Raw genomic sequence first — 26,404 nt, forward strand, 5'->3', positions numbered from 1 at the left:
AAGGGAGGATGCACATTTGAAAAAAGTACTTGGACCTGTAGGCATAATCGTTATTATTTTAGGTGTTTTAGCTTTATTATTTATTCCAAAATACAATAGTCTTGTTACAGCGGAGGAAAATGTAGATTCAAAATGGGCTCAAGTGGAAAACCAACTACAACGCCGCTATGATTTAATTCCAAATTTAGTGCAATCAGTGAAAGGATACGCTAATCACGAGCAAGAAGTGATCGCCAGTATAACAGAAGCGCGTGCACAAATGGGCAATGCACAAACGCCGGAGCAACAAGCGGTGGCGAATGATGCGTTAAATGGTGCTCTTAGCCGATTGCTTGTCGTCGTGGAAAATTATCCGAATTTAAAAGCTGATGCCAATTTCCGTCAATTAATGGATGAACTAGCGGGCACGGAAAATCGACTAGCAGTAGCACGTGAAGACTATAATAATGAAGTGCAAGGCTTTAATAAAACAGTGAAACGTTTCCCTGGTAATATCATGGCAAGCATATTTGGCTTTGAACAAAAACAATACTTTAAGGCAGCGGCAGGGGCTGAGCAAGCACCCGCAGTTGATTTTAGTGATTCAGGTAAACAATAATGAAACGGTTGCCAATCATACTATTCGTTGCTTGTTTGATGTGGCTTGTAGCAAGCAACAATGCGCAAGCACAATTGCCGACGCCAATGAAAAATACCTATGTTCATGATTTTGCCAATGTACTGTCACCTGAAGTCAAAGATGAACTGAATCAGTATTCCACACAATTAGATCAAGGGACTGGTGCTGAAATCATGGTTGTCACGCTAGATAGCATTCACGGGCAAGAAGCCAAAATGTATGCTACTAAATTAATTCGTGCGTGGGGTATTGGGGATGCAGAGAAAAACAATGGTGTCCTGCTATTGGCTACATTTGGGCAAGGGCAAGGACAAAATGATGTTGTCATTGCCGTCGGTCAAGGTTTAGAGGGAGCATTACCAGATGGGAAGTTAGGTCGTATTTTAGATGAAGCTTTTTATCCAGCTGCAAGTAATGGTCAGGTAGATCAAGCATTTCAAGCGACCTATGCAGCATTATTTCAAACGGTAGCAACAGAATATAATTGGGATGGTGAAATGCCGACACAAGCGGTGGAGGATGAGTCAATGCCCAATTGGCTGTTTGTGCTAATCGTTATTATTGTGCTCGTGGTCGTTATTTTCTCCAATGGCGGAGGTGGCCCACGCTCTAGGGGGCGCGGAGGTTATCCAGGAGGCTTCGGCGGTGGCTTTGGCAGAGGCGGTTCAAGTGGTGGCGGCTTCGGCGGCTTCGGCGGCTTTGGTGGCGGTTCATCTGCCGGCGGTGGCGCAAGCCGAAAGTTTTAATTGAGTGGAATTGTGTCGGTGCCTGGCACCGACACAATTTACTTACGACGTGCCCGTGGAAAGTGAAGTGAATTTTTACGATATAGAAGCTCGATAATAGCAGAATGAATCTTTCAAAGGACTCATACTATTGCCAGGTATTTAAGTATTTTAAATTCAGTAAGCTATTTTTTTATAACTAAGTAAAAATTCACGCAGACTCCTACGGGAACGCACGCAAAGTAAGACACAACAATCCGCGCGAATGCGAGGGTTGTGGCTTACGACGTGCCCGTGGAAAGCGAAGTGAATTTTTACGATGTAGAAGCCTATGTTATGCAAAGTGGAAGGACTCACCTTAAGGAGAGTCCTTTTTAATTTGGATAAATAAATAAGTACTATCAATTATTGACAATTGTGCTAGTTTTGGTATAATTTTCTTGTATCGACAAACGATATAACGCACATTGATATAAGGGGGAAGTATTGTGAATAAAAGATTTTTATCAGCATCTTTAGCAGTTATTTTAACTGCCTCAATTGTTTATCCTGTCTCCATACATGAAGTACGCGCTGCAAATGACTCTAGCAATACGACTATTGCTCAAGAGGAACGCCTAACAGCACAAGAGTTTCTTGATTTAGCTGTAACATCTTTAACATTCCAACATGGTTCTGAATCAATGCGTCAAGAAGTGATGAATAAGTGGGTTAAAGAAGGCGAATTACAAAACTTAAGTAATACAATTAAACGTAATGAAGCGGCACGAATATTAGTCAGAGCGCTAGATAAAGAAGAAAAAGAAGTAACGTTAGCAGACTATTTGGCAACAGCAAATACGCTAGGTTTATTTAATAGTATTTCAGAAAATAGTGACACTCTGACAAAGCAAGATGCTATGAAAGTATTTACTACTTTTAAAACTATAAAAAATGGTGCGAGTAACGAAGGTGTTAAAGAAATTTCGGTAGAGGATTTTATGAAAAATCCAGGCAATTTCGGTTATCAACTTTCACCAGATGGTAATTACATTACGTTTGCATCTGCATGGGAAAATCGCTCAAATGTTTTTGTGAAAAAAATGAATGATGATAGTGAACCTGTTCGCGTATCTAATTCTAAAGATCGTGATATTGCTGGCTTCTTCTGGAAAGATGATACATTACTTTATGCTAAAGATAATGGTGGAGATGAAAACTTCCATATTTATTCTTCTACATTTAACGGAACAGAAGAAAAAGATTTAACACCATATCCAGGTGTCACAGTTGGGATATTAAGTAGTTTACAAGGTGTTAAAGATGAAATTTTAATTATGATGAACAAAGAAGATGCAACAGTATTCGATGTGTACAAGCTAAATGTCAAGACAGGCGAAACAAAGCATGTTGCAAAAAATCCTGGTAACATTTCAGATTGGGTTGCAGACCGTGATGGTAATATACGTTTAGCCGTTGTATCTGATGGTGTAGAAGGAATGATTCTATATCGTGACACGGAAAAAGACGAATTCAAACCTTTTATTGAAATGGCAGCGGGGGATGAAGTAACGCCACTTGCTTTCTCTAAAGATAACAAGCATATTTACGCAACTTCTAATAAAGGAAGAGATAAAGTAGAAGTTGTGAAATACGATCTTGAAGGTAATGAAGAAGTTATTATGTCGAACGAAGAAGTAGACGTATCGGGTGTATTATACAATGCTGAACAAGATAAAATTTTATACGGTGCTTACGTAACGGATAAAGTTCACTATCAATTCTTCGATGAAGATTTTGAAAAGCTATTCCGCAAAATTCAAGACAAGCTAGGTGTTGAAGAAAGTGAACTTGGCATCAACGACTATAATAAAGAAATGACAAAATTTATTGTCAGCGTATCTAGTGATACTGTATATGGTAAATATTATTACTATAATTCGGTTACAGATGTATTAACAGAACTAGCAATATTAAGTCCGTGGTTAAAATCAGAAGAACTTGCAGAAATGCATCCGATTTCTTATAAGAGTCGAGATGGTCTGACAATTAACGGTTATTTAACATTGCCGAAAAATAAAGAAGCAAAAGATTTACCGCTTATCGTAAATCCACATGGTGGTCCATGGGCACGTGATATGTGGGGCTTTAACCCAGAAGTACAGCTTCTTGCAAACCGAGGATATGCTGTGCTACAAGTGAATTTCCGTTCTTCCACTGGATACGGAAAAGAATTTTTACAAGCTGGTAATAAGCAATGGGGTCTAAAAATTCAAGATGATATTACAGATGGCGTGCAATGGGCAATCGATCAAGGCATCGCGGACCCTGACCGCATCGGTATTTATGGTGCATCATTCGGTGGCTATGCTACATTAGCTGGTATTACAAAGACACCTGATTTATATGCTGCGGCAGTTGACTATGTTGGTGTATCAAATATCTTCACATTGCTTGATACAATCCCACCTTATTGGGAAACAATGCGTAACATGTTCTATGAGCGTGTAGGGCATCCAGAGACAGACAAAGAGCTATTAACAGAAGCTTCTCCTATCTTCCATGTTGATAAAATTAAAACACCATTATTTGTTGCGCAAGGTGCAAATGATCCGCGTGTGAATCAGGCAGAATCAGATCAAATTGTTGAAGCGTTACGCGCAAGAGGTGTAGATGTTGAGTACATGCTGAAAGATAATGAAGGGCATGGCTTCCAAAACGAAGAAAACCGCATTGAATTCTACAATGCGATGGTTAAATTCCTTGATAGCCACTTGAAAAAGTAAACTACGAGACTGTGCAGAATTTGCACAGTCTTTTTTATTTTAAATTAAATATTGGACTAGTGCCGTTGATTTACGCTGCGCACGACGCTTCCCGCGGGTATACCGTAAGCGATACCAGATGGTAAGGCGAAGACTGTTGCAACTTACTTTTCTTTTGTTCCAAGTAGTAGACTTCGTGGATTTTAACTAGTATCTTACTATCAAATTTCAGAATTGTTTGAGTGCCTGGCACTGGTCTTTGCATAGCGGTACAATATTAAATAGGAAGGGGTTGGATAGATGGACGTGCAATTTTATAGTCGTTCCCATTGCGAACTTTGTGAGGAAGGCTTACGTACACTTAAGCTTGTGCAAGAGGAAGTTGGTTTTACCATCGACATCATTGATATTGAACAAGACGAAGCAATACATGAAAAATATATGTTGATGATACCAGTCGTAGAGAAAGATGGTGCAGTTATCCAGTATGGCAATATCGATTATGTAACGTTGATGGAACAGTTAGCGAGCGAGTAACTACGATCACCAAATAGCCAAAACAAGTCTATAATCAAAGTCGAGCCGAATTTTTAATTTTAAACCGGTCAGCCACTAATTTCACAAAATGTTCAATGAAAACGTTCAGAATATGAACGATTTGTGAAAAACTTCACATAGGACTTTTCTTTTGAAAAAATTGGAGTAGAATAGGAATCAAGTAAGAGGTTGTTATAAAACAGTTAGCAAAATGTATCACATTTTTACGTGGTTGTTATAATACAAAAACAAACATCAAAGGAGAATAAACTATGTGGGTAATTACAGTATTTGAACAAAAGGACGTTCGTATTTTTGAGTACACAAACAAAACAGAAGCAACAAAAGCTTTAGCAGGCTTCAAGAAAAACGCCGTATTATCATTTACAAAATAAAAACAAAGCAGTCTCGCAGCCATATTTGATGGTTGCGAGATTTTTTATTGGTGCCAAGTTTTTAAACGTATAAATTTTCAGTTAGCTGCTCATACCATTATTTACTTGCTCTTTTTAAATAAGCATATTATAATAAAAATATGGGTGGGACATTATTTAATGTAGTGGGATGAAAAATAACCCACTAAGATTGAAAGGGAGTAGATGAAGATGGTATCCGTACCCGAGGCACAGCAAAGACTACTTCCAGAAATGAATCCGCTTCTACAATCGAGATATCGTATTTTACAATCGGTACAATTAATGCAACCGATTGGGAGACGAACGCTTGCAGAGTCACTCAAAATGACAGAGCGTGAAATTCGTAAAGAAACAGATATTTTACGCGAGCAAGGGTTATTAGAATCACAAAAGTCGGGTATGGTATGTACGAGTGATGGTGAACAAGTAATTGAACAGCTAAGAGCATTAGTTTACGAATGGTCTGGTTTAACGCAGCTAGGTAAAACGCTTGAAACCCACTTAGGACTGCAGCATGTGCTCGTTGTACCAGGTGATTACAGTGATGATGAAACGGTCCTAACATTACTTGGCAAAGAGGCGGCACAGCAATTTCTGTCGACCATCGCTAGTGAACAAGTAGTAGCTGTAACTGGAGGAAAGTCAGTAGCATCCTTAGCGCAGTTTTTACAACCTGTTGATGGGCAACAAAACATTACGTTTGTAGCTGCACGTGGTGGTATCGGACATGAAATGCAAATGCAGGCTAATACACTCGTTGCAACATTCGCCATGCAAATGAAAGCCCAGCACCGTACGTTGTTTTTACCCGAGCATTTAAGTGAACAGGCATATCAAGCTATGTTAACAGAGCCAATGGTGACAGAAATCATGGCGTACTATGATCGAGCTGATTGTGTGATTCACGGCATCGGCTCCGCTGAAGAAATGGCGATTCGCCGTAATTCATCGGCTGAAGATTTACGTATTCTCGAAGAAAAGGGTGCTGTTAGTGAGGCATTCGGCTATTATTTCAATGCCGAGGGAGATATTGTGCATCGTATTCGTACGATTGGTATTCAACTTGAACAAGTTGAAAAAAGTAAACATATTATTGCGGTTGCAGCAGGAAAACAAAAGGTAGATGCCATGCTATCGTACTTTAAGGTAGCACCGAAGCAGACGATTTTTATAACAGATGAGGCTGCAGCAAAGGCAATCGCTGAACGTTTACTGTAAAAATAAATCAATAAACATTATTGGAGGAATTGACAATGGCATTAAAGTTAGCAATTAATGGATTTGGACGTATTGGACGTTTAGTATTTCGTGAAGCAATGAAGCATGATGAATTTGAAGTAGTTGCAGTGAATGACTTAACTGATGCTGGTCAGCTTGCACACTTATTAAAATACGATTCTATACATGGTATCTATGATGCTGAAGTAAGTGCAAATGAAGATTCTTTCGTAGTGAACGGAAAAACAGTGAAAGTATATGCTGAAAAAGACCCGGCACAACTACCTTGGGGTGAACTTGGCGTGGATGTTGTGCTTGAATGTACAGGTCACTTCCGCTCAAAGGATGAAGTAGGGTTGCATATTAAAGCAGGTGCTAAAAAAGCCATTTTATCTGCACCAGCAAAAGGCGATATGCCGACATTTGTAATGGGTGTTAACCACCAAGATTACAATCCACAAACAGATGATGTTATTTCTAATGCATCTTGTACAACAAACTGTCTAGCGCCAGTAGCAAAAATTTTAGACGAGAAATTCGGTATTGAGCGCGGTATGATGACAACAATTCACTCTTATACAAACGACCAACGAATCCTAGACTTCCCGCACTCTGATCCACGTCGTGCACGTGCAGGGGCAGTGTCAATGATTCCAACAACAACAGGAGCAGCAGTAGCAGTATCAAAAGTATTACCTCAATTAAAAGGTAAACTAGATGGATTCTCTATGCGTGTTCCGACTCCAAACGTATCTTGTGTGGATTTAGTTGTAGAACTAAAAGCAGATGTAACAAAAGAGTCTATTAATGCAGCGTTAAAAGAAGCTTCTGAAAATGAGCTAAAAGGTATTTTAGGCTACAACGAGTTACCATTAGTATCAATTGATTACAATGGCAACCACAACTCTTCAACGGTAGATGGTCTATCAACAATGGTTTTAGAAAATAGCATGGTAAAAGTTCTTGCTTGGTATGATAATGAAATTGGTTACTCTACTCGTTTAATGGACCTTGCATTATACATTGCTGAACAAGGGTTAAATAATAAATAAGTATCATAATTCGCAATTTAAAGTAAAAAGTGTGACATAATACGGCTTTTTACGCACAAAAAGTATAGCCTTTATAATATCGAAAAGATATAATATACAAGGGTAAAAGGAGTAAGGGACGGTTACCTTTACTCCTTTTTTAAATATAAATATTGGATAATGTAATGGATGACTTGCAAGAGCGCAAATAGGTAGTAGTCACCTTAGGCTTGTGCAAGACACCGAATGCTACTTTTGCTACTATTAAAGCTAATAAAACTGTTAGTCCAAAATGTGTGAAACCAAGATGGGTGTAACACATTTAATGATGTCCGTACCACTACTTTGAAGGGGGTTTCTTCATGTTAAATAAGAAAACAATGAAAGATATTGATGTAAAAGGTAAGCGCGTCTTCGTACGTGTTGATTTTAATGTACCGATGGCAGATGGGGTAATTACTGATGAAACACGTATCCGTGCAGCCATTCCAACGATTGACTATTTAGTCGAACAAGGTGCAAAAGTCATTTTAGCTTCTCACTTAGGTCGTCCAAAAGGTGAAGTAAAAGAAGATATGAGTTTAACGGCAGTCGGCATTCGCCTTGCTGAAATTTTAGGGAAACCAGTCACTAAATTAGATGAGTCAATTGGAGAAGCGGTAGAAACAGCTGTTGCAAACATGCAAAACGGCGATATCGTCCTATTGGAAAACGTACGCTTCCATGCTGGTGAAGAGAAAAATGATCCTGCACTTGCGGAACAATTTGCGAAACTAGCAGATGTTTATGTCAACGATGCATTCGGTGCTGCTCACCGTGCCCATGCTTCAACAGAAGGTATTGCTAAACATATCCCTGCTGTATCAGGCTTCCTTATGCAAAAAGAATTAGATGTATTAGGTAAAGCATTATCAAACCCTGAGCGTCCTTTCACAGCCATTATTGGTGGTGCGAAAGTAAAAGATAAAATCGGTGTGATTGAGAGCCTTCTTGAAAAGGTGGATCATTTAATTATCGGCGGTGGACTATCATTTACCTTTATTAAAGCCCAAGGTTATGATATCGGTAAATCTTTATTAGAAGAAGATAAAATTGAGCTAGCAAAATCTTTCATTGAAAAGGCACAAGCAAAAGGCGTGCAGTTACATATGCCAATCGATGCAGTGGTAGCCAATGAATTTTCGAAAGATGCAGAAACTAAAGTTGTGGATGTAGAAGCTATCCCAGCTGATTGGATGGGTCTTGATATTGGGCCAAAAACGGCTGCACACTACGCAGAAGTTATTGAAAATTCAAAGTTAATTATTTGGAATGGACCAATGGGCGTGTTTGAATTGGAACCATTTGCCCAAGGTACGAAAACTGTTGCAGACGCAATGGCAGCAACGGCTGGTTACACGGTAATCGGTGGTGGAGATTCAGCTGCAGCTGTTGAAAAATTTGAAGTAGCAGATAAAATGGACCACATTTCGACAGGTGGCGGTGCTTCACTGGAGTTAATGGAAGGCAAAGAACTTCCTGGTATTGTGGCATTAAACGATAAATAAGATAGGAGGTAGAACGATGCGTAAACCAATTATTGCAGGTAACTGGAAAATGTATAAAACATTTGATGAGGCAATACAGTTTGTTGAAGGTGTACAGGATAAAGTTCCTTCAAATGACAATGTAGATGCTGTTATTTGTGCACCGGCACTATATCTACCAACACTAGTGCAAATCGCTAGTGAATTTGAATTAGCAATTGGTGCTCAAACAATGCATTACGAAAATGAAGGTGCGTTTACAGGCGAAATTAGCCCAGCGCAACTTGCGAGCGTGGCAGTAGACTATGTCATTTTAGGACACTCTGAACGCCGCGAATATTATAACGAAACAGATGAAGCTATTAATAAAAAAGTGGCAGCAGCATTGGCTCATAATATCGTGCCGATTATTTGCTGTGGTGAAACATTACAAGAACGTGAAGCAGGTACAACAGAGCAAAAGGTAGCTGGTCAAATTACAGCAGCCCTTGCAGGATTTGACGCACAACAGGTGGAGCATATGGTGCTTGCCTATGAGCCAATCTGGGCAATCGGTACAGGCAAAACGGCAACCGCAGAAGATGCTAACCAAGTATGTGGGGCGATTCGAGCAACGGTTGAAAAATTATATGATAGTGCGACAGCGCAGGCTGTGCGTATTCAATACGGTGGTAGCGTAAAGCCGGAGAATATTGAAGAATTATTAGCAAAAGAGCATATCGATGGTGCCTTAGTAGGTGGCGCAAGCTTACAAGCCGAGTCATATTTAAAATTATTGGAGGCGGCAGCAAATGCCTAAAAAGCCAGTAGCATTAATTATTTTAGACGGTTTTGCCTTTCGTGAAGAAACCTTTGGCAATGCCGTTGCGCAAGCGAACAAACCGAATTTCGATCGCCTGTGGAATCAATATCCGCATGCAACTTTAACAGCGGCAGGAGAAGCGGTAGGATTGCCTGAAGGTCAAATGGGGAATTCTGAAGTAGGTCATTTAAATATCGGCGCTGGCCGTATCGTTTATCAAAGCTTAACACGCTTAAATAAATCGATTCGTGAAGGTGACTTCTATACAAATCAAGCCTTTTTAGATGCAGTGGCACATGTGAAAGCACATAGTTCAAAGCTTCATGTTATGGGCTTATTATCAGATGGCGGTGTGCACAGCCATTATGAGCATATGTTTGCACTGTTAAAGCTAGCAAAAGAACAAGGACTTGACGAAGTATATGTTCATGCATTTTTAGACGGTCGTGATGTTGGGCCAACGACAGCAATCGATTATATCGAAGAAACAGAAAAACAAATGGCTGCTATTGGCATTGGTAAATTCGCTTCTATCCATGGCCGCTACTATGCAATGGACCGTGACAAACGCTGGGATCGCGTGGCATTAACCTATAATGTTCTAGTCGATGGCGTTGGACAAACGGCGGACAGTGCAAAAACTGGCGTTGCAGAGTCTTATAAGCGTGAAGTAACGGACGAATTTGTGATTCCATTTAGCATTCAGGAACATGGCGAAGCAGTAGCAACCATTGCGGATAATGACGCGGTTATTTTCTTCAACTTCCGACCGGACCGTGCGATTCAATTATCGAAAGTATTTACGAATCCAACATTTGACGGTTTTGCTCTATCAGCAAAACACCCGCAAAATGTTAAATTTGTATCGTTCACCCATTATAGTGATGAAGTGAATGCACAAGTTGCTTATGAAAATGACAACTTGAAAAATACGATTGGTGAAGTGTTAGCTTCAAATGGCAAAACTCAGCTACGTATTGCGGAAACGGAAAAGTATCCACATGTGACATTCTTTATGAGTGGCGGCCGTGAGGAGAAATTCGCAGGTGAAGAACGTCTGTTAATTGCTTCTCCAAAAGTTGCGACATACGATTTAAAACCTGAAATGAGTGCTTACGAAGTAACAGAAGCATTGCTTGCAGAAATTGCAGCGGATAAATTTGATGGCATTATTTTAAACTTTGCCAACCCAGATATGGTGGGGCATAGTGGAATGCTAGAGCCGACAATTAAAGCAATTGAAGTAGTTGACGAATGTTTAGGAAAAGTAGTAGATGCCCTAATTGCCAAAGGCGGTGCAGCTATTATTACAGCTGACCACGGTAACTCTGACGAAGTTGTAACGTTAGAAGGAAATCCGATGACAGCTCATACAACAAATCCTGTTCCAGTAATTGTGACGAAACCGAATGTAATGTTAAGAAATGGTGGCATTTTAGCCGATTTGGCGCCAACCATGTTAGAATTATTAGAGGTGTCACAACCTATTGAAATGACAGGTAAATCATTAATCGAAAAAGAGGAGAATTAATTATGCCATTTATTACACAAGTTTATGCGCGCGAAGTTTTAGACTCACGTGGGAACCCAACAGTAGAAGTTGAAGTATTTACAGAATCAGGTGCTTTTGGCCGCGCAATCGTGCCATCAGGTGCCTCTACAGGTGAATACGAAGCAGTAGAATTACGCGATGGTGACAAATCACGTTACCTTGGCAAAGGTGTATTAAAAGCAGTCGAAAATGTTAACACAATTATTGCACAAGAATTAGAAGGCAATTTCTCAGTTCTTGACCAAGTCGTAATCGACAAAGCTTTAATTGAGCTAGATGGCACAGAAAACAAAGCTAAACTAGGTGCGAACGCAATCCTAGGTGTATCAATGGCAGTTGCACATGCTGCAGCAGATTATTTAGATGTACCTCTTTATCAATATCTTGGTGGTTTCAACTCAAAACAATTACCAGTACCAATGATGAACATCTTAAACGGTGGTGCACATGCGGATAACAATGTGGACATCCAAGAATTCATGGTAATGCCTGTTGGCGCAGAAAACTTCCGTCATGCATTACGTATGGGTGCTGAAATTTTCCATAGCTTAAAAGCAGTATTAAAAGACAAAGGCTACAACACAGCTGTAGGTGATGAAGGTGGTTTCGCTCCAAATCTTGGTTCAAACGAAGAAGCGATCACTGTAATCCTGGAAGCAATCGAAAAAGCTGGCTACAAAGCTGGTGAAGAAGTGAAATTAGCAATGGACGTTGCGTCTTCTGAATTATTCAATAAAGAAGATGGCAAATACCATTTAGATGGTGAAGGTGTTGTGAAAACATCTGAGGAAATGGTGGACTGGTACGAACAGTTAACTTCTAAATATCCAATCATCTCAATTGAAGACGGCTTAGACGAAAATGACTGGGCTGGTCATAAATTATTAACAGACCGTATCGGTGCTCGCGTTCAGTTAGTAGGCGACGATTTATTCGTAACAAATACGAAAAAATTAGCTGCTGGTATTGAGCAAGGCGTAGGTAACTCGATTTTAATTAAAGTAAACCAAATCGGTACGTTAACTGAAACTTTCGAAGCAATCGAAATGGCAAAACGTGCTGGTTACACAGCGGTTATCTCTCACCGTTCTGGTGAATCAGAAGATGCAACAATCGCTGATATCGCTGTTGCAACAAACGCTGGTCAAATTAAAACAGGTGCGCCATCTCGTACAGACCGCGTTGCAAAATACAACCAACTTCTACGCATCGAAGATCAACTTGGTGCAACTTCAGATTACCTTGGTTTAAAAACGTTCTATAACTTAAAATAAGATGAATAGCTAGTACTAGCCGTTCTTATATAAAAATTGCCTCGATAGCATGGAAGTGCTTGTCGGGGCAATTTTTTTGTTGAAATGAACGAGTTGAGCGCGTGATTGGGGTAGAGCGAGGAGAGCGTTGTGCAACGTTGATTTCCGTTGCGGGCGGACGCTTTCCGCGGGCACGACGTAAGCCGCAACCCTCGCTAGTGGGCGGCTAGTTGCGTCTTACGTTCTGTGCTGTTCTGAGCAGGAGTCGCCGCCCTCCACTGCAATCAACGGATATTAGCTACTAATATAGTTAAATTGTGTGAGTGCCTGTCACTCTTTCAGCAACACTCGGCAAAAAAATCGACTTCCAACATGCAATATCTTTTTGCTTTCCAGGGGCATGTGGAACGCAACAAACCTTGCTGTCACGAGGTTTGTTGCGTCCTACGTTGCGAAGGTTCTCGCAAAAGTCAACGTGTTTTTTTACAAAATCAATAATTTTAGAAAATTAAGAATTGTGTGAGTGCCTGTCACTTTAAATTTTATTGGGGTTTTTTTATAATGAGAGGGAAGTAGTTTTGTCGGTGAGATTTGGAAAGTTAATACCATTTTATAATCTATGTTTGTCATGGCACCCTTTATTTGTTATAATATAGTGTGTTGTGATGTTTCAAAGTTCGGGAGGTGCAGTGTATGCATACAGCAGTATTAGTAGCTTTAGTTATCGTATCATTAGCATTGATTGTCGTAGTCTTATTACAATCTAGTAAAAGTGCAGGCTTGTCAGGTGCCATCTCGGGTGGAGCTGAACAACTATTTGGAAAGCAAAAAGCACGTGGTATGGATTTAATCCTTCATCGTGCAACAATTGTGTTATCAATTTTATTCTTTATTTTAGCAGTTACGATTGCAAAAATATAATAGTTGAAGATATGCCGCCTAACCTCGTATGGTTGGGCGTTTTCTTTTATTGTCAATGTACATAATTAGATGCAAGACGAATTGTCATGAATTATGCGTATTTCGGGACTAAAATAAGCCAATATAAGATGGATATGGCTATAATAGAGAGAATATGTTTTACAGTGAAGGAGAACTTGCGAATGAACAAATCATTATCACAGCCATTTTTCTTTCAAGCAGGGCCACGTGCTGTGTTGTTATTACACGGATTTACAGGTAGCTCGGCAGATGTGCGTATGCTTGGTAGATATTTAGAGAAAAAAGGGTATACTACATTAGCGCCACATTATAAAGGGCATGGCGTACAACCAGAAGAACTCATTACAACAGGTCCAACTGATTGGTGGCAAGATGTTAAAGCGGCGTACCAACAATTACAAGATGCTGGCTACGAGGAAATTGCCGTAGCAGGTTTATCACTTGGCGGTGTAATGGCTTTAAATGTCGCGCTCAACAATCCTGTAAAAGGTATTGTGACTATGTGTGCACCTATGACAATGCGCACAACAGATATCATGTTCGAAGGCGTATTAAAATATGCAAAGGACTACAAAAAATATGAAGGCAAAAGCGACGCGGAAATAGATGCAGAAGTTTCGGCCATCGCTAACAAAGGAATGCCATCATTACAACAACTACGTGAGTTTATTGCGCAGACTCGACAAGAAATCGATATGATTTATGCTCCCATTTTTGTCGTACAGGCGACAAATGATGAGGTTATCGATACAGATTCTGCCAATATTATATATAACCAAACTGAGTCGCTTGAAAAACACATCAAGTGGTATGAAAACTCAAAACATGTGATTACATTAGATCAAGAAAAAGATCAACTACATGAAGATATTTATCGTTTTTTAGAAGGCCTAAATTGGGCACACTAAAAACGACCTAGTATTTTTACATGAGGGAGGGAAAAGTATGACAAACAAAAAAGATACACTACAAAGTCGTTTGCTCGATTTTTTCGGTGAAGAAGAATATAAACCTTTAACCGTAGGAGAAATTGAAGACGAATTTGGATTTGAAGATGCAGAAGAATTTAAGGAGCTTGTCAAAACGCTCGTACGAATGGAAGGGCAGGGCTTAGTAGTTCGCTCACGCTCCAATCGCTACGGCTTACCGGAGCGCATGAATTTACTACGTGGTAAATTTATCGGCCATGCAAAAGGCTTCGGCTTCGTAACACCTGATGTGGAGGGCATGGACGATGTCTTTATTCCACCACACGAAGTAAATGGCGCCATTAATGGCGACACGGTTCTGATTCGCGTGTTAAAAGAATCATTTGGCGATCGCCGTGAAGGTACTGTAACAAAGGTGGTAGAACGCGGGCAAACATCATTTGTTGGAACATTCCAAGCTAATAGAGGTTTTGGATTCGTCGTATTGGACGATAAAAAACTACCGATGGATATTTTCATCGCGAAAGGCGATACATTAGGCGCGGTTGATGGCCATAAAGTCGTCGTGGAAATCGCCACATGGCCAGAAGATTTAAAATCAGCAACTGGCTATATTACAAAAATTTTAGGGCATAAAAATGACCCAGGTGTCGATATTTTATCGATTTTATATAAGCACGATATTCCACCAGAGTTTCCTGAAGAAGTCGTGGCGGCAGCACAACGCGTGCCAGATGAAATTTCACCAGCAGATTTAGAAGGACGTCGTGATTTACGCCATGAAACGATCGTCACAATTGATGGCGCAGATGCAAAAGATTTAGATGACGCAGTAACAGTGACGAAAAATGTTGATGGTACTTACAAGCTTGGCGTACATATTGCAGATGTCAGTTACTATGTAACACAAGGCTCTGTAATAGATATTGAAGCATACGACCGAGCAACGAGTGTCTATTTAACAGACCGTGTTATTCCGATGATTCCACATCGACTATCAAACGGTATTTGTTCATTAAATCCGCAAGTAGATCGTCTAACGCTATCTTGTGAAATGATTATCGATGGTAGCGGAAATGTTATCTCACATGAGATTTTCCAAAGTGTCATTAAAACGACAGAGCGTATGACGTACAGAGATGTTTACAAAATTTTAGAAGAAAAAGACGAAGAACTAATGGCGCGTTATGAGCCGCTTGTGCCGATGTTTAACCATATGGCAGAGCTTTCGACTATTTTACGGAATAAACGTGAACAACGTGGTGCCATTGACTTTGACTTTAAAGAGTCAAAGGTCATTGTCGATGAAGATGGCTGGCCAGTCGATATTGAAATACGTGAACGTACTGTTGCAGAGAAATTAATTGAAGATTTCATGCTTGCTGCCAACGAAACCGTTGCAGAACATTTCCATTGGATGAATGTACCGTTCCTATACCGTATTCACGAAGATCCAAAACCAGAAAAACTACAACGTTTCTTTGAATTCGTTACGAACTTCGGTATTTTAATTAAAGGTACAGGCAATACAGTACATCCAAAAGCATTACAAGATGTGTTAAGTGCCATTGAAGGGATGCCAGAAGAGCCTGTTATTTCGACGATGTTACTACGCTCGATGCAACAAGCGAAGTACTATCCAGAAAGCATCGGTCACTTCGGTTTATCAACTGATTTCTATACGCACTTCACATCACCAATTCGTCGTTACCCGGACTTAGTGGTTCACCGTTTAATTCGCACGTACTTAATTAATAAAGATACGTCGAAGGAAACGATTGCACAGTGGTCAATGGCAATGGACGAAATTGCTGACCATACGTCAGAGCGCGAACGTCGTGCAGTCGATGCAGAACGTGATACAGACGCACTGAAAAAAGCACAATATATGTCTGATAAAATTGGTGAAGAATTTGAAGGGATTGTTTCTTCTGTTACAAACTTCGGTATTTTTATCGAGCTACCAAACACGATTGAAGGACTTGTCCACATTAGCAATATGACGGACGATTACTATCGCTTCGATGATCGCCAAATGATAATGATTGGTGAACGTACAAACCGCCAATTCCGCATCGGTGATGAAGTGAAAGTACGCGTCGCAAACGTTATTATCGAGGAGTCATCGATTGACTTTGAAATCGTAGGAATGGTAACTTCTTATGGAAGAACAAGAAAAACAACACCTACCGTTATTCATGCACGTAAAAACTATAGTGATAATAAAGACGGACGCAGTAGCCGAAGCAGCCGTTCAGGCGGTGGCAGAGGTCGCCGTGACGATGAAAAACAAAGCCGTGGCGACTCACCGAAACGCGGCGAACGTGGCGGAAGCGATCGCGATCCACGTGGCCGACGCAAAGATAGCTCAAGCCCTGGCCCGAAAAAAGGCGTAAAACAAAAACAAAAGTTTTACGAAGGCATCGCGAAAAAGGGTAAAAAGAAAAAAACAAAACGTAAATAAAAAATCCAGCGTGAGCAGGCTAAGTCCTGCTCAACCTTTGAATTGAGGGTGAACATAATGGCAAAAGGTACTGGGAAAGTATTAGCACAAAACAAAAAAGCGGGACATGACTACTTTATCGAAGAAACGATTGAAGCGGGTATGGTACTAACAGGCACAGAAATTAAAGCCATTCGTGCAGGAAAAGTCCAACTACGCGACTCCTACGTTCGAATCACAAACGGCGAAGCATGGATCAGCAACATGCATGTCAGCCCATTCGACCAAGGCAACCGTTTCAACCACGACCCACTTCGCCAACGTAAATTACTGCTACATAAAAAGCAAATCGGCGAACTAGTCGGCGCCGTCAAACGCGACGGCTACACAATCATCCCTTTAAAAATGTATATTAAAGACGGCTACGCCAAACTCCTTATCGGCGTCGGCAAAGGGAAAAAAGACTACGACAAACGCGACGACATGCGCAAAAAAGAAGCAAAACGCGAAATGGAACGTACCTTCAAAGCGAAGAATCAATATTGATAGATTACGAGGGAAGCTCACCACTGGTCGTGGTGAGTTTTTTTATACTAAGGCCGTTGATCTTCGCTACGGGCGGGGCGCTTTCCGCGGGCACAACGTAAGCCGCAACCCTCGCTACGCGCGGTTTGTTGCGTCTTACGTTCTGTGCGTTCCCGCAGGAGTCGCCCGCCCTTCGCTACAATCAACTAGTATTGACTACTAAGGTAAGTGGTTAGGTGCTTCCGCGGAGAATTCCGCGAAGTGAGGGCAGAATCCCGCGAAACGAGGAGATAATTCTGCAAAACGAAGAGCTAATTCCGCGGAACGAGGGGATAATTCCGCGAAGCAAGAACAAAAAAATGAGATGGAAAAACTTCGTGTTTTTCCATCTTTAATTATTTCTTTGTACAATAAAATTAAATATATTTCCATTTAGGTGAGATTTTTTTGAAGAATTTACGTTTTTAATGTAAGGAGGTGGGTCTTATGGATATGCAATTGATACAAAAAATCATTGCCGGGGATCAACAATCATTTCGCATTATTGTAGATACATATAAGCAGCCACTTGTCAGCTATTTAACATATCAAACAAATGACGAGGAATTGGCGAAAGATATTGCACAAGAATCATTTATCAAATGCTATGAAAACTTGCTTCATTTTCAAGGTGGATCTTTTAAGGCATGGCTTTTTCGTATCGCGATTAATCAACTGATTGATTTAAAAAGAAAGCATAAAGAAGATCCGACACCAATTGAGGAAACGCCCTCATTAGAAACACCTGAATCGTTAATGATTGAAAAAGAGCAGAACGAGTTGCTTCAGCAATGGCTTGCAACATTGGAACACAAAACGTACCAAGTTTTCGTCTTAAAGTATGCCAGTAATTGCACTTACGAAGAAATCGCTGAGACACTTAATATTCCAATATCGGAAGTACGAAATCGACTGCATAGAACAAAAAAACGGCTCAGAAATGCTATGTTGAAGGGAGAGATTACTAATGAACTGCTTATCAACTGATGAAATGCACGATTTTATTGATGGACGAATAGTAGACGACAAAATGATGCAAATGGACAAGCATATTCAATCCTGTGCATCATGCTTCGCCTTATTGGATGAACAACTTAAAACAGAACAGTTAATAAGCTCCCCGTTTTCTAAAGTTTATGTAGACGATTCATTTACAAATCAAGTGATGGAGCAATTACCAAAGAAAAAGACTCTACATACAAAAAAGCGCAACTGGCGAGCTACTTTTGTAGCAGCTGTATTTGTCACAGCCGCATTATTATTTCTAGTATTTTCGACTGTGCAACAGGAGCCTGTAACTAGCTCAAAACCTATTACGATAAAAGTAAAAGACGTTAAGCTTACAGATGCTTTCGTAACAGTAACATTAGTTGCATCTGGCTATAATAGTGATGAATTATTCTTCAGGGAATCCGTCGAGCGTGGTGTAGAACTCGAACTGCCAAATGGAAAAAGGGAAGATGCAAGCTATTTCGCAGAGTATTCAACAAACGAAATTACCTATGAGTTCGCATTATTTGATATAACACATGACGAATTTACCTTGCTTTTTAACTTTCAAAATATTAATGATTTAGATAGACAGTTGACATTAGAAGTACCGATTGATCGAAGGGAATTGTTAGCTCAAACAGAGACTGTCACATTACGTTCAACATTTGAAAAAGACGGCGTTAACGTAAACTTTATCCGCGCACAACATGGACCACAGAACTCACTCTTTAAATTTGAAACGAAATTTACGGAGGAGATGGCAACATTTGTGGAGCAACAAGTAGATAAATTTACAGCTGGTTTACCGCTAAAGGAAAAGGAAGCTTATGCAGGTTATAACGCTCAAATACTTTATGACGTTATTGACGCGGATGGACAAAAATTACCACGGTCGGTACCAGAAGATAACATCAATATTCAAAATGATCGCTACGCTCATACCGATACAATTAGCGCCTATCCAAGCGTACAAGAAGGCGGCTATATAGCTGTTACCGGTGCCAAGTTTGAGTTGCCGACGAATGTTCGACATCCACTAACATTGGACCAATTACCTTACACCTTTACTTATAAAGATACATTATATGAAATAAAGCTCTTATCCGACCAACGTCTAGAAATTTCATCAGATGCAGAGACAACAACAATTAAAAACTGGCATATTACAGTGGATAATAAAACAGCATGGGATACATCCCGATTCCGAGAGGATAAAGAAAAACAGTATATAACCTTCACATTTGATGAGGGAATTAATTTAAATTCGTTTATTCTTTACGGTCAAACAGAATTAAAATATATTTACTTTGATGAACCGATTCGTGTGGATATTCGATAACCTTAAAACACCTTTTGATTAATAATTTTCTAAAGGTGTTTTTAGTGGATTGATATAAAACTATAAATCTGTCATAAGCCACTATACTTGAAGTACAGCTAGGTTTGTTTTATAATATGTATTGTTAATGCCAGATGTATTGAAGCGTAGTACTACTCTTCTACCGTACTAGAAGCAATTCTAGCTCTTTGTTTGATCGTGGCCACGTGCCTCGCATCATATTCAAGGGGACGTTACGGATTCGACAGGGATGGTTCAAGCTTTGGTCGCGCGTCGGAGGTCTCGGCTCCGTCATCAACGGAAGTTATATAATAACTGGCAAACAACAAAACTTAGCTTTCGCAGCGTAAGCTCGTAAGCGCTCTGCCTCTCTATCGCCCATGTAGAGAACGTGGGGCCCAACTTTAGTGGGATACGGTCGATGGTGCCACCTGAGTCACCGGCAAGAGATTTCCAGGTTAGCGTACAGGACGCCTGTTTGTCGGCATAATGCTACGCGAATTGCGAATGGACAAACTACACGCGTAGAAGCTGAAGTATTGGAGTCTTTGGACGCGGGTTCGACTCCCGCCGTCTCCATACAGTGAAATTTACCGAATTTCATGGAGTGTCATAAATGTTGATATATCAACGTTTATGGCACTTTTTTATTGCCTTTGAGTTGTACTGAATTGGATTGAATCCTTATTAAAAACCTTATTAACCTTTGTTAATCCTTTGTTAGAAATTATTCGGATTCATTGTTTAAAAAGGCTGTAAATTTATTAATAGTACCTTCTTTCGTTTTTCGCGTAACATGAGCATAAATTTCTAATGTTGTTTTCACATCGTTATGGCCTAAACGATATTGTACTTCTTTAATCGAGGCACCCGCTTCGAATAACAACGAGCAATGTGTGTGACGTAGTCCATGTGTCGTAATATGCTCCAAACTGTGTTTTTCAAGGAAGTCTGAAAGCCATTGTACAGTTTTATTAGGGTCTTGTAGTACGTTGTAAATATTAGAGAATACTAATTGTTGCTTCTTATTAGTGTTAATCCCTTTCTCAGCAAAAATCTTTTCTTGCTCACCTCGCCATAATTTTAAAATCTCAATGGTTTCTTCATCAATTTTAATTGTTCGAGGTTTACCATTTTTGGTTGGTCCAAGATAAAGCCCTTTCTCGCCACGTTTCACTGCTTTAGTAATTCGAACATCAAAAGTATCAAAGTCGATATCCTTCCATTTTAAAGCGAAAATTTCCCCTTTACGCATTCCAGAGAAAGCGAGCAAACGAAAAACAGTTCGCTTTTTAATATTAGGGTCTTCTTGTAAATGGGTTAGGAACTGTACAAGCTCCTCACGCGAATAAAAATTTTCAAATTCTTCATCGTCATCATCAATTGAAATTTTTGTTTTAATAATAGGCATTTCAATTAATTCAAAAGGGTTATTATCAATGATGCCATGTTTCATAGCGTACTTCATAACAAGAGCTGCGTAGTTCTTCACCATTTTGAAACGTTTTAACTTTTTTGCCCATTGATTAACGTGCTTTTGACAAATCGCTGCATCGATGTTAGCAATTCGATATGGCCCAAAATTAGGTAAAATGTGATTGATGAAGATACGTTTAGTTTTTAATAGGGTACTATCTTCTACTGTATTTTCATACTGTTCCAACCATAATTCATAGACCTCTTGATACGAGTCTTTAGAAACTTTTCCGAAAGTACCATTTTTAATTTCTTGTTGCAACTCATAATAAGCCTCTTTAGCTTCTTTTTTTGTTTTAAAGCCGCTACGAGTAGTTGTTTTTTCTTTGCCTGTTAATGGATCTGTGCCAATATAAATGTGGAATTTATATCGGATTTCATTAGTTTTTAGTTTGTAACTTTTAATATTAACCATATGTTCCTCCTGTTTCGTGCTTACGGAGACAAAGAGGTTGTAGTTACTAGTACTACAGTTTCAGTTTATGTGATAGGCGATGCTTTAGCAAATAAGATATTGTAAGACAAAAAAACGCAATTGAGTTTTGAGGCTCATTGCGTATAACTAATGCGACTAGATATGTGAAGATAAAGAGTGAAAAGTCATCGAATAAAGTGAATTCCTTCGTGAGGTATTCTTCGCACATTTTAAGTCCGGTATTTTCTTTTAAATTTCATTTTTCTTCTGTTTTTCCTCCTGATTAATTGATATCAATTTCTTTATAGTAATCAAGTAAACATTGTAAAGTATTTTGTTTTACTTTATTTGTAGCATGAGAATAAAACATATGAGTCGTATTCGCCTTTTTTGAATGTCCTACACGATCCTTAATACCAAAAAAGTCTGCTTCGGCTTCAAGAAGGTGTGTTACGTGGGTATGGCGTAAACCATGAACTGTAACATACTTGATATTAGCTTTATCAATAGCTTCAGTTAGATAGTCATTTGGAGAACTTGTTCTTAAATATTTATTGACTGTGTTGTTGAAAATTATCTGTTCGTTATCCGATTTACGAGCTAGACCCAATTGATTCAACTGTCCAAATTGTAACTCTTTCCATGTTTTCAACATCTCTATGGTTGTAGGATCTAAAGGTATAATATGACTAATTTTCCCTTTAGTAAGACCAACATTTTTACCCCTGTTATGTTTAGAATAGGAGTACGCTAAATGAATCGAAAGTTGTCCGTTATCAAAGTCTACATCAGACCAGGTTAAAACCAATAATTCGCCTTTACGCATCCCTGTAAACATAAGAAGACGTAATAAACATTGTTTTTTATAATCTAGTTCGGGTAAAACTTGAAGTAATTTTTTGAAATCTGCTACTTCGATGTAATTATCGTTTTGAGTATGCGGTACTTCCTTTGGAATTCGCGCAAACTTGAAAGGGTTTTTATGAATATCTCCGAGACGAAACGCTGCTTCCATAACATCTGAAGCATAGTTAACAATATGATGAAAATACTTCAATTTTTTTGAAAGTTCGATAGCAAATTGCTCGCACATTGCTACATTAATTTTTGCTAATTTCTTTTCGCCGAAGAACGGTAAAATATGATTTTTAAAATAACCCTCTGTTTTAGAGTAAGTACTCATTGTAATTCCTGATACTTTATATGCTTCGTCCCAAAATACATAAGCATCTTTAAACGACTTTAACATATTTGAGGGATTTAGCCCGTTACTAAATTCAAATTTTAACTTTTCAATCGCTAGCTCCGCTTGTTTTACAGTTTTAAATTTACTTCGAGTTACGGTTTCTTCTTTTCCGGTTAATGGATTTACTCCTAAGTAAATCGTAAAACGAAATAATGTTGTTCCTTCCTTTAATTGATATGCTTTAATTTGGGGGTACTTTTTTGAAACATTTTGCATGTTATATATCCTCCTAGATTTAATTTTATTTCATTGAAGAGATTAGTTTTGCGAAGTACTTCCCCCTCAAATTCCTAGTTTTAAAAGCTATTTTGTTTCATAAATTCATCTAATGCTGATTTTGATACGCGTCGAATACGACCAATCTCTGCTACCTCTAATCCCATTGCACGAAAAGTCATTAGCGTTTTGTAAGATACATTTAAATACTTTGCAGCAGTTTGTAAATTCATCCATGTATCATTTTCTAAGTCACGTTGTTGCATTTGAATTTCCTCCTTTCTCTTGCTAGAAGACTTGATATCTAGCTTTGTTGTTTAAAAGCTGGAAATATAATAACAGCGGTTTTTTCATTTTCGAATAGCTACTGTTAATTTTTTTTATCATTGTTTACAAAAGGAGATAAGATAATAAATTCTTTTCGTCCTGATTTACCACCTAAGTCAAACTGGATAAAGCCACGCTCTTCTAAAATTTTTAATGCTAGGTTAAAGGTTGGGGCAGTAGTAAAAATCTTTTTTGTCTTTTGCCATAAATCTTGCTTAGCAACTTTACGCTGTTTCTTTTCTTCTGTTAGTAGTTCTAACTTACCTAGTAAATATTGAGCCATATCGTTCGATTCCTTGCTAAACATGATCCCATAAGCGTTAATAATTTGGGAATCAAAATATTCCTTTAACTTTAGTGCTTCCTTTAACGTTTTTACTTCAATTGTTGTAGGAATATCTGATTTATCCTTTGCGATGTCAGTGTGTTTAGCAACATGTAATAAACCTGTAATTCGTAATAAATTACCGATTATTTTCCCACCCCAACTTTTTAAGGAGTCACAATATAGCTGTTCTGGTAAAAATAATGTCTCCACATGGTGTTCAAATTTCTTCAGGAAATTGTATGATTCCGCGGAAAGTTCAAGTGCAACAGAATCATTATCTTCGAAACTTAGTAGTTTAGAAATTAAATTGTTATATAGATATTTAGTTTCAGAGTCTACTGGTTTAGCATTGTACACATCTCGTTTACCTAATAAATCTTCAGGCATAGCAATTAAAAAACGAGGAATTAAGCCTCGATCAATGATTTTCTGAGGCATATCCTGAATTACGGTCGGCTGAGCTGAGATGCAAATTGTTACTAAAGGTTCTTCTATTCGTTCAGTACCTCTTGAGATTCGGTCAGTTCGCAGTGAGTCACCCGAATAACCCTTTAAATACACATCTAATTTACTTGCTTCAAATTTAATAGATGATTTTAACCGTTCAAATAAATCTCCTTCTGAAGAAGCAATCGTAATTCGTTCGGAATTTTGAGAAATCCTGGAGACGATTACTTCTTCAGTTGAGTTATCCAAAATGAGTGCCGGATCTGGTTTTGCTTTTAGTTTTTCTCTTAAGGTCCACAAATTTTCCAACTGTTCTAGCACTTCATTATCACCTGATTTTGCATACTCATTTTCCAGTTTATCTATACGTTTGTTTAGTAAAGATAGTTGGTTTTCATTCTTTTTTTGCTCTTCTTGATGTGATTTAATAAGTTTCGATTCATAATCGAATAAAGGTCCCATCATTAATCTAAAAACAGTCGACTTACGATTTGATGCTTGTAATAGCACGGCTGTGTATGTGTTCAAAGGTTCTTGCCATCCTTTGATTGGTTCAACGTGAAACTTTTTTTGTAAAACAGTTGATAGTACACCAATTAAACAAATTGCAGCAAGATCTACTGGAGTCTGTGTAAAGCGACTTACTGCTAAAACCATACTTTTTAAAGTGTTAGGAAAAATATTAACGTCAAATTGCTTTAGAGCTGATTCTTCAAATGTTATTGGTGGTTGCCACTCAAATCCATACTCATCAAGACTATTAATGCTTTCATACAACTCTTCAAAGAGATTATTACTTAATTGAAATCCGTCGCTTATAACATTAGGTGAGACTTCACTTTCGAAATCTAGTTTTAATTTAGCTTCAGGTAATTTTAGTTCTGAAAAAGCGTCTTCTACTTCTTGATCTTTTTCTTGTTCGAATTCATTACATTCCTGATTGTTTTGCATATCGCATTTTCCTCCGTTATTACTAATTTTAATGCCTAGATACCTAGACATTAAAAAATGCATTGATAGCAACCCTTCCGGATAGGGTGCTGTTGAATCCTAGAAGGACTAAAAGGCTTATCCTACTAAAATTTGAAGTATTCTACCAGGGCATTTTAAATATTCGAATAGCTTTGATCATTTTTTTTTAAAAATTTTTTAAATGTAAATGTGCCAGTGAATTGTTTCAAATCTGCAAATCAGTATATCTTTAGATTTTTTAATTCTTATAGGTTTAAAGAACCTTTTGGAAGGTTATAAAATAGTTTTGTAATTGACAATGAAAAAAGCAAAAAGGGTCACCCGTTAGGACAACCCTTTTCGCTCTTTGATATATGATTTGGTTTTAATTGAGGAAAAATAAATTTTACATTTAATTATTAGAAAGGAAGGCTTTCATTACTAGTTCATGCTTTTTATCCTTATCTGATTTTATATAGTTACTTTGACTATATCTTTCTAAATATGTTTGCTGGTTTTCGATAACTTGTTTTCTTTTTTCTTCCTCCGCTAAATTAGCTAAATGAGTCTTTTCTTCAAGTTGGCGTTTAAAAGCTTCCTTTGCCTGTAAAAAATGTTCAGCATATTTTGATTGATTATTAATTTCGATGTCTAGGTCCGCTAGGCTAAGATTTTCATCGTTAATGTTAAATGCTTGAGAAAATGTTAATTTATAAGGCATTGCGAAGAAGTGCGCTTTAGGTGGTAAAGTGTTTGGGTGTTCTAAAACATGGAAAGCTTCAATAGAAATGGCTTCATTAGCCGGCGTAATATACATTATACTTTTCACGTTTAAGTCTGTTTTAGGTAACTTTAGTACCGCCTGTAGGTCCTCTAATTCCCCTAATTGTTTTAAAAAATCCTTCCAATAAATATCTGCTTTTTGACTTGTTAACGCCTGTAGTTCTGTACTCCATAAAACGAGTGATTGTCCATCAATATCAATGCCCAAATGGTTGCGCTCAATGAAAAATAGTGGTTCATAACCTAATGATGCATAATAATTTTTTTGATTTTGAATGGATTTTGCAATAGCTTGATCTGTAGATGCAGTAATGTTAGTGACAACTGTAATTGCGTACTTATAATTATTAATTTTTAAAGTGATGTCTGGGATGTGTTTTGAAAAGTCCTGGTTTAGGTATCCTGGATTGACTGTAACGTGTGGATAAACTTTTGCTAATACATTTAATTCGTCGTTTATTAAAGCTACTATATGTGGTTGTCGTGGTGTGTCATTCTTCTTTTGCTTTTCATACTTGTTATAACGTGCTTCGCTTTGTTTGGATGCTTCACAACTCTCCCCGTGCAAATGTGAAAAGAAAT

22 protein-coding genes and 1 other RNA gene are annotated in these 26,404 nt (G+C 38.5%); 18 read left to right on the forward strand and 5 right to left on the reverse strand.

The genetic code is table 11. The annotated features are described in order from the left end of the window. The first annotated feature begins 16 nt into the window (after window positions 1-16). The 18 genes from ACIQXI_RS14095 (at window position 17) to ssrA (ending at window position 20,215) form a co-directional block, all read left to right on the forward strand. Window positions 17-598 (forward strand): LemA family protein, encoded by a 582-nt coding sequence (locus ACIQXI_RS14095; protein WP_402926016.1) that lies wholly within the window; start codon window positions 17-19, stop codon window positions 596-598. Next, window positions 598-1,365, forward strand: a complete 768-nt coding sequence (locus ACIQXI_RS14100) for a TPM domain-containing protein (protein WP_402926018.1) — start codon at window positions 598-600, stop codon at window positions 1,363-1,365. Before ACIQXI_RS14095 ends, ACIQXI_RS14100 begins: the two co-directional genes overlap by 1 nt. Window positions 1,366-1,832: 467 nt before the next feature. Beyond that, complete coding sequence (locus ACIQXI_RS14105; protein ID WP_402926020.1) at window positions 1,833-4,109, forward strand: S9 family peptidase; 2,277 nt, start codon at window positions 1,833-1,835, stop codon at window positions 4,107-4,109. Between the two features lie 279 nt (window positions 4,110-4,388). Beyond that, window positions 4,389-4,625: a glutaredoxin family protein gene (locus tag ACIQXI_RS14110; protein WP_402926023.1), complete on the forward strand. Its 237-nt coding sequence runs from the start codon at window positions 4,389-4,391 to the stop codon at window positions 4,623-4,625. 272 nt (window positions 4,626-4,897) lie between these two features. After that, on the forward strand, window positions 4,898-5,020 hold the full coding sequence (locus ACIQXI_RS14115; RefSeq protein ID WP_255313811.1) for a hypothetical protein: 123 nt from the start codon (window positions 4,898-4,900) through the stop codon (window positions 5,018-5,020). A 210-nt stretch (window positions 5,021-5,230) separates the two neighbouring features. Then, window positions 5,231-6,259: a sugar-binding transcriptional regulator gene (locus ACIQXI_RS14120; protein WP_402926025.1), complete on the forward strand. Its 1,029-nt coding sequence runs from the start codon at window positions 5,231-5,233 to the stop codon at window positions 6,257-6,259. A gap of 35 nt (window positions 6,260-6,294) precedes the next feature. Beyond that, on the forward strand, window positions 6,295-7,311 hold the full coding sequence (gene gap / locus ACIQXI_RS14125) for a type I glyceraldehyde-3-phosphate dehydrogenase (protein WP_402926027.1): 1,017 nt from the start codon (window positions 6,295-6,297) through the stop codon (window positions 7,309-7,311). 341 nt (window positions 7,312-7,652) lie between these two features. Then, a complete protein-coding gene (locus ACIQXI_RS14130; protein WP_402926029.1) occupies window positions 7,653-8,837 on the forward strand; it encodes a phosphoglycerate kinase in 1,185 nt (394 codons plus the stop codon). A gap of 16 nt (window positions 8,838-8,853) precedes the next feature. Next, a complete protein-coding gene (gene tpiA, locus ACIQXI_RS14135) occupies window positions 8,854-9,615 on the forward strand; it encodes a triose-phosphate isomerase (RefSeq protein ID WP_402926032.1) in 762 nt (253 codons plus the stop codon). After that, window positions 9,608-11,149: a 2,3-bisphosphoglycerate-independent phosphoglycerate mutase gene (gene gpmI, locus ACIQXI_RS14140; RefSeq protein ID WP_402926035.1), complete on the forward strand. Its 1,542-nt coding sequence runs from the start codon at window positions 9,608-9,610 to the stop codon at window positions 11,147-11,149. Before tpiA ends, gpmI begins: the two co-directional genes overlap by 8 nt. A gap of 2 nt (window positions 11,150-11,151) precedes the next feature. Beyond that, complete coding sequence (gene eno, locus ACIQXI_RS14145) at window positions 11,152-12,444, forward strand: phosphopyruvate hydratase (protein WP_402926037.1); 1,293 nt, start codon at window positions 11,152-11,154, stop codon at window positions 12,442-12,444. Between the two features lie 672 nt (window positions 12,445-13,116). Continuing rightward, window positions 13,117-13,344 (forward strand): preprotein translocase subunit SecG, encoded by a 228-nt coding sequence (gene secG, locus ACIQXI_RS14150; RefSeq protein ID WP_402926039.1) that lies wholly within the window; start codon window positions 13,117-13,119, stop codon window positions 13,342-13,344. 182 nt (window positions 13,345-13,526) lie between these two features. Further along, window positions 13,527-14,273 carry an alpha/beta hydrolase gene (locus ACIQXI_RS14155; RefSeq protein WP_402926041.1) on the forward strand — a complete coding sequence of 249 codons (747 nt, stop codon included), beginning with the start codon at window positions 13,527-13,529 and terminating at the stop codon, window positions 14,271-14,273. A gap of 37 nt (window positions 14,274-14,310) precedes the next feature. Beyond that, complete coding sequence (gene rnr, locus ACIQXI_RS14160; RefSeq protein WP_402926042.1) at window positions 14,311-16,758, forward strand: ribonuclease R; 2,448 nt, start codon at window positions 14,311-14,313, stop codon at window positions 16,756-16,758. A 57-nt stretch (window positions 16,759-16,815) separates the two neighbouring features. Continuing rightward, window positions 16,816-17,283 (forward strand): SsrA-binding protein SmpB, encoded by a 468-nt coding sequence (gene smpB / locus ACIQXI_RS14165; RefSeq protein ID WP_402926044.1) that lies wholly within the window; start codon window positions 16,816-16,818, stop codon window positions 17,281-17,283. Between the two features lie 465 nt (window positions 17,284-17,748). Further along, on the forward strand, window positions 17,749-18,288 hold the full coding sequence (locus ACIQXI_RS14170) for an RNA polymerase sigma factor (protein WP_402926045.1): 540 nt from the start codon (window positions 17,749-17,751) through the stop codon (window positions 18,286-18,288). After that, window positions 18,269-19,633, forward strand: a complete 1,365-nt coding sequence (locus ACIQXI_RS14175) for an anti-sigma factor family protein (protein WP_402926048.1) — start codon at window positions 18,269-18,271, stop codon at window positions 19,631-19,633. The genes ACIQXI_RS14170 and ACIQXI_RS14175 overlap by 20 nt, the downstream gene beginning before the upstream one ends. 226 nt (window positions 19,634-19,859) lie before the next feature. Then, window positions 19,860-20,215, forward strand: a transfer-messenger RNA (tmRNA) gene (ssrA, locus tag ACIQXI_RS14180). Window positions 20,216-20,360: 145 nt separating this feature from the next. On the opposite strand, the gene ACIQXI_RS14185 is transcribed toward ssrA, so the two are convergent. The 5 genes from ACIQXI_RS14185 to ACIQXI_RS14205 all read right to left on the reverse strand — a co-directional run bounded on the left by ACIQXI_RS14185 (window position 20,361) and on the right by ACIQXI_RS14205 (window position 26,390). Next, window positions 20,361-21,524 carry a site-specific integrase gene (locus ACIQXI_RS14185; RefSeq protein WP_402926049.1) on the reverse strand — a complete coding sequence of 388 codons (1,164 nt, stop codon included), beginning with the start codon at window positions 21,522-21,524 and terminating at the stop codon, window positions 20,361-20,363. A 283-nt stretch (window positions 21,525-21,807) separates the two neighbouring features. Then, on the reverse strand, window positions 21,808-22,986 hold the full coding sequence (locus ACIQXI_RS14190; protein WP_402926052.1) for a tyrosine-type recombinase/integrase: 1,179 nt from the start codon (window positions 22,984-22,986) through the stop codon (window positions 21,808-21,810). An 80-nt stretch (window positions 22,987-23,066) separates the two neighbouring features. Then, a complete protein-coding gene (locus ACIQXI_RS14195; RefSeq protein ID WP_402926054.1) occupies window positions 23,067-23,252 on the reverse strand; it encodes a helix-turn-helix domain-containing protein in 186 nt (61 codons plus the stop codon). A 104-nt stretch (window positions 23,253-23,356) separates the two neighbouring features. Then, complete coding sequence (locus ACIQXI_RS14200) at window positions 23,357-25,039, reverse strand: YfjI family protein (protein ID WP_402926057.1); 1,683 nt, start codon at window positions 25,037-25,039, stop codon at window positions 23,357-23,359. Window positions 25,040-25,451: 412 nt separating this feature from the next. Beyond that, window positions 25,452-26,390 carry a hypothetical protein gene (locus ACIQXI_RS14205; RefSeq protein WP_402926060.1) on the reverse strand — a complete coding sequence of 313 codons (939 nt, stop codon included), beginning with the start codon at window positions 26,388-26,390 and terminating at the stop codon, window positions 25,452-25,454. Between the last annotated feature and the right edge of the window lie 14 nt (window positions 26,391-26,404).

This window comes from Lysinibacillus sp. NPDC097195 (assembly GCF_044762075.1).
In the GTDB taxonomy this organism is placed as follows: domain Bacteria; phylum Bacillota; class Bacilli; order Bacillales_A; family Planococcaceae; genus Lysinibacillus.

Excerpts from the sequence above, each read along its gene's own strand:
- ACIQXI_RS14100 (WP_402926018.1), top strand. The coding sequence starts at position 598 with ATGAAACGGTTGCCAATCATACTATTCGTTGCTTGTTTGATGTGGCTT.
- ACIQXI_RS14110 (WP_402926023.1), top strand. The coding sequence starts at position 4,389 with ATGGACGTGCAATTTTATAGTCGTTCCCATTGCGAACTTTGTGAGGAA.
- ACIQXI_RS14115 (WP_255313811.1), top strand. The coding sequence starts at position 4,898 with ATGTGGGTAATTACAGTATTTGAACAAAAGGACGTTCGTATTTTTGAG.
- ACIQXI_RS14120 (WP_402926025.1), top strand. The coding sequence starts at position 5,231 with ATGGTATCCGTACCCGAGGCACAGCAAAGACTACTTCCAGAAATGAAT.
- gap (WP_402926027.1), top strand. The coding sequence starts at position 6,295 with ATGGCATTAAAGTTAGCAATTAATGGATTTGGACGTATTGGACGTTTA.
- ACIQXI_RS14130 (WP_402926029.1), top strand. The coding sequence starts at position 7,653 with ATGTTAAATAAGAAAACAATGAAAGATATTGATGTAAAAGGTAAGCGC.
- tpiA (WP_402926032.1), top strand. The coding sequence starts at position 8,854 with ATGCGTAAACCAATTATTGCAGGTAACTGGAAAATGTATAAAACATTT.
- gpmI (WP_402926035.1), top strand. The coding sequence starts at position 9,608 with ATGCCTAAAAAGCCAGTAGCATTAATTATTTTAGACGGTTTTGCCTTT.
- eno (WP_402926037.1), top strand. The coding sequence starts at position 11,152 with ATGCCATTTATTACACAAGTTTATGCGCGCGAAGTTTTAGACTCACGT.
- secG (WP_402926039.1), top strand. The coding sequence starts at position 13,117 with ATGCATACAGCAGTATTAGTAGCTTTAGTTATCGTATCATTAGCATTG.
- ACIQXI_RS14155 (WP_402926041.1), top strand. The coding sequence starts at position 13,527 with ATGAACAAATCATTATCACAGCCATTTTTCTTTCAAGCAGGGCCACGT.
- rnr (WP_402926042.1), top strand. The coding sequence starts at position 14,311 with ATGACAAACAAAAAAGATACACTACAAAGTCGTTTGCTCGATTTTTTC.
- smpB (WP_402926044.1), top strand. The coding sequence starts at position 16,816 with ATGGCAAAAGGTACTGGGAAAGTATTAGCACAAAACAAAAAAGCGGGA.
- ACIQXI_RS14170 (WP_402926045.1), top strand. The coding sequence starts at position 17,749 with ATGGATATGCAATTGATACAAAAAATCATTGCCGGGGATCAACAATCA.
- ACIQXI_RS14175 (WP_402926048.1), top strand. The coding sequence starts at position 18,269 with ATGAACTGCTTATCAACTGATGAAATGCACGATTTTATTGATGGACGA.
- ACIQXI_RS14185 (WP_402926049.1), bottom strand. The coding sequence starts at position 21,524 with ATGGTTAATATTAAAAGTTACAAACTAAAAACTAATGAAATCCGATAT.
- ACIQXI_RS14190 (WP_402926052.1), bottom strand. The coding sequence starts at position 22,986 with ATGCAAAATGTTTCAAAAAAGTACCCCCAAATTAAAGCATATCAATTA.
- ACIQXI_RS14195 (WP_402926054.1), bottom strand. The coding sequence starts at position 23,252 with ATGCAACAACGTGACTTAGAAAATGATACATGGATGAATTTACAAACT.
- ACIQXI_RS14200 (WP_402926057.1), bottom strand. The coding sequence starts at position 25,039 with ATGCAAAACAATCAGGAATGTAATGAATTCGAACAAGAAAAAGATCAA.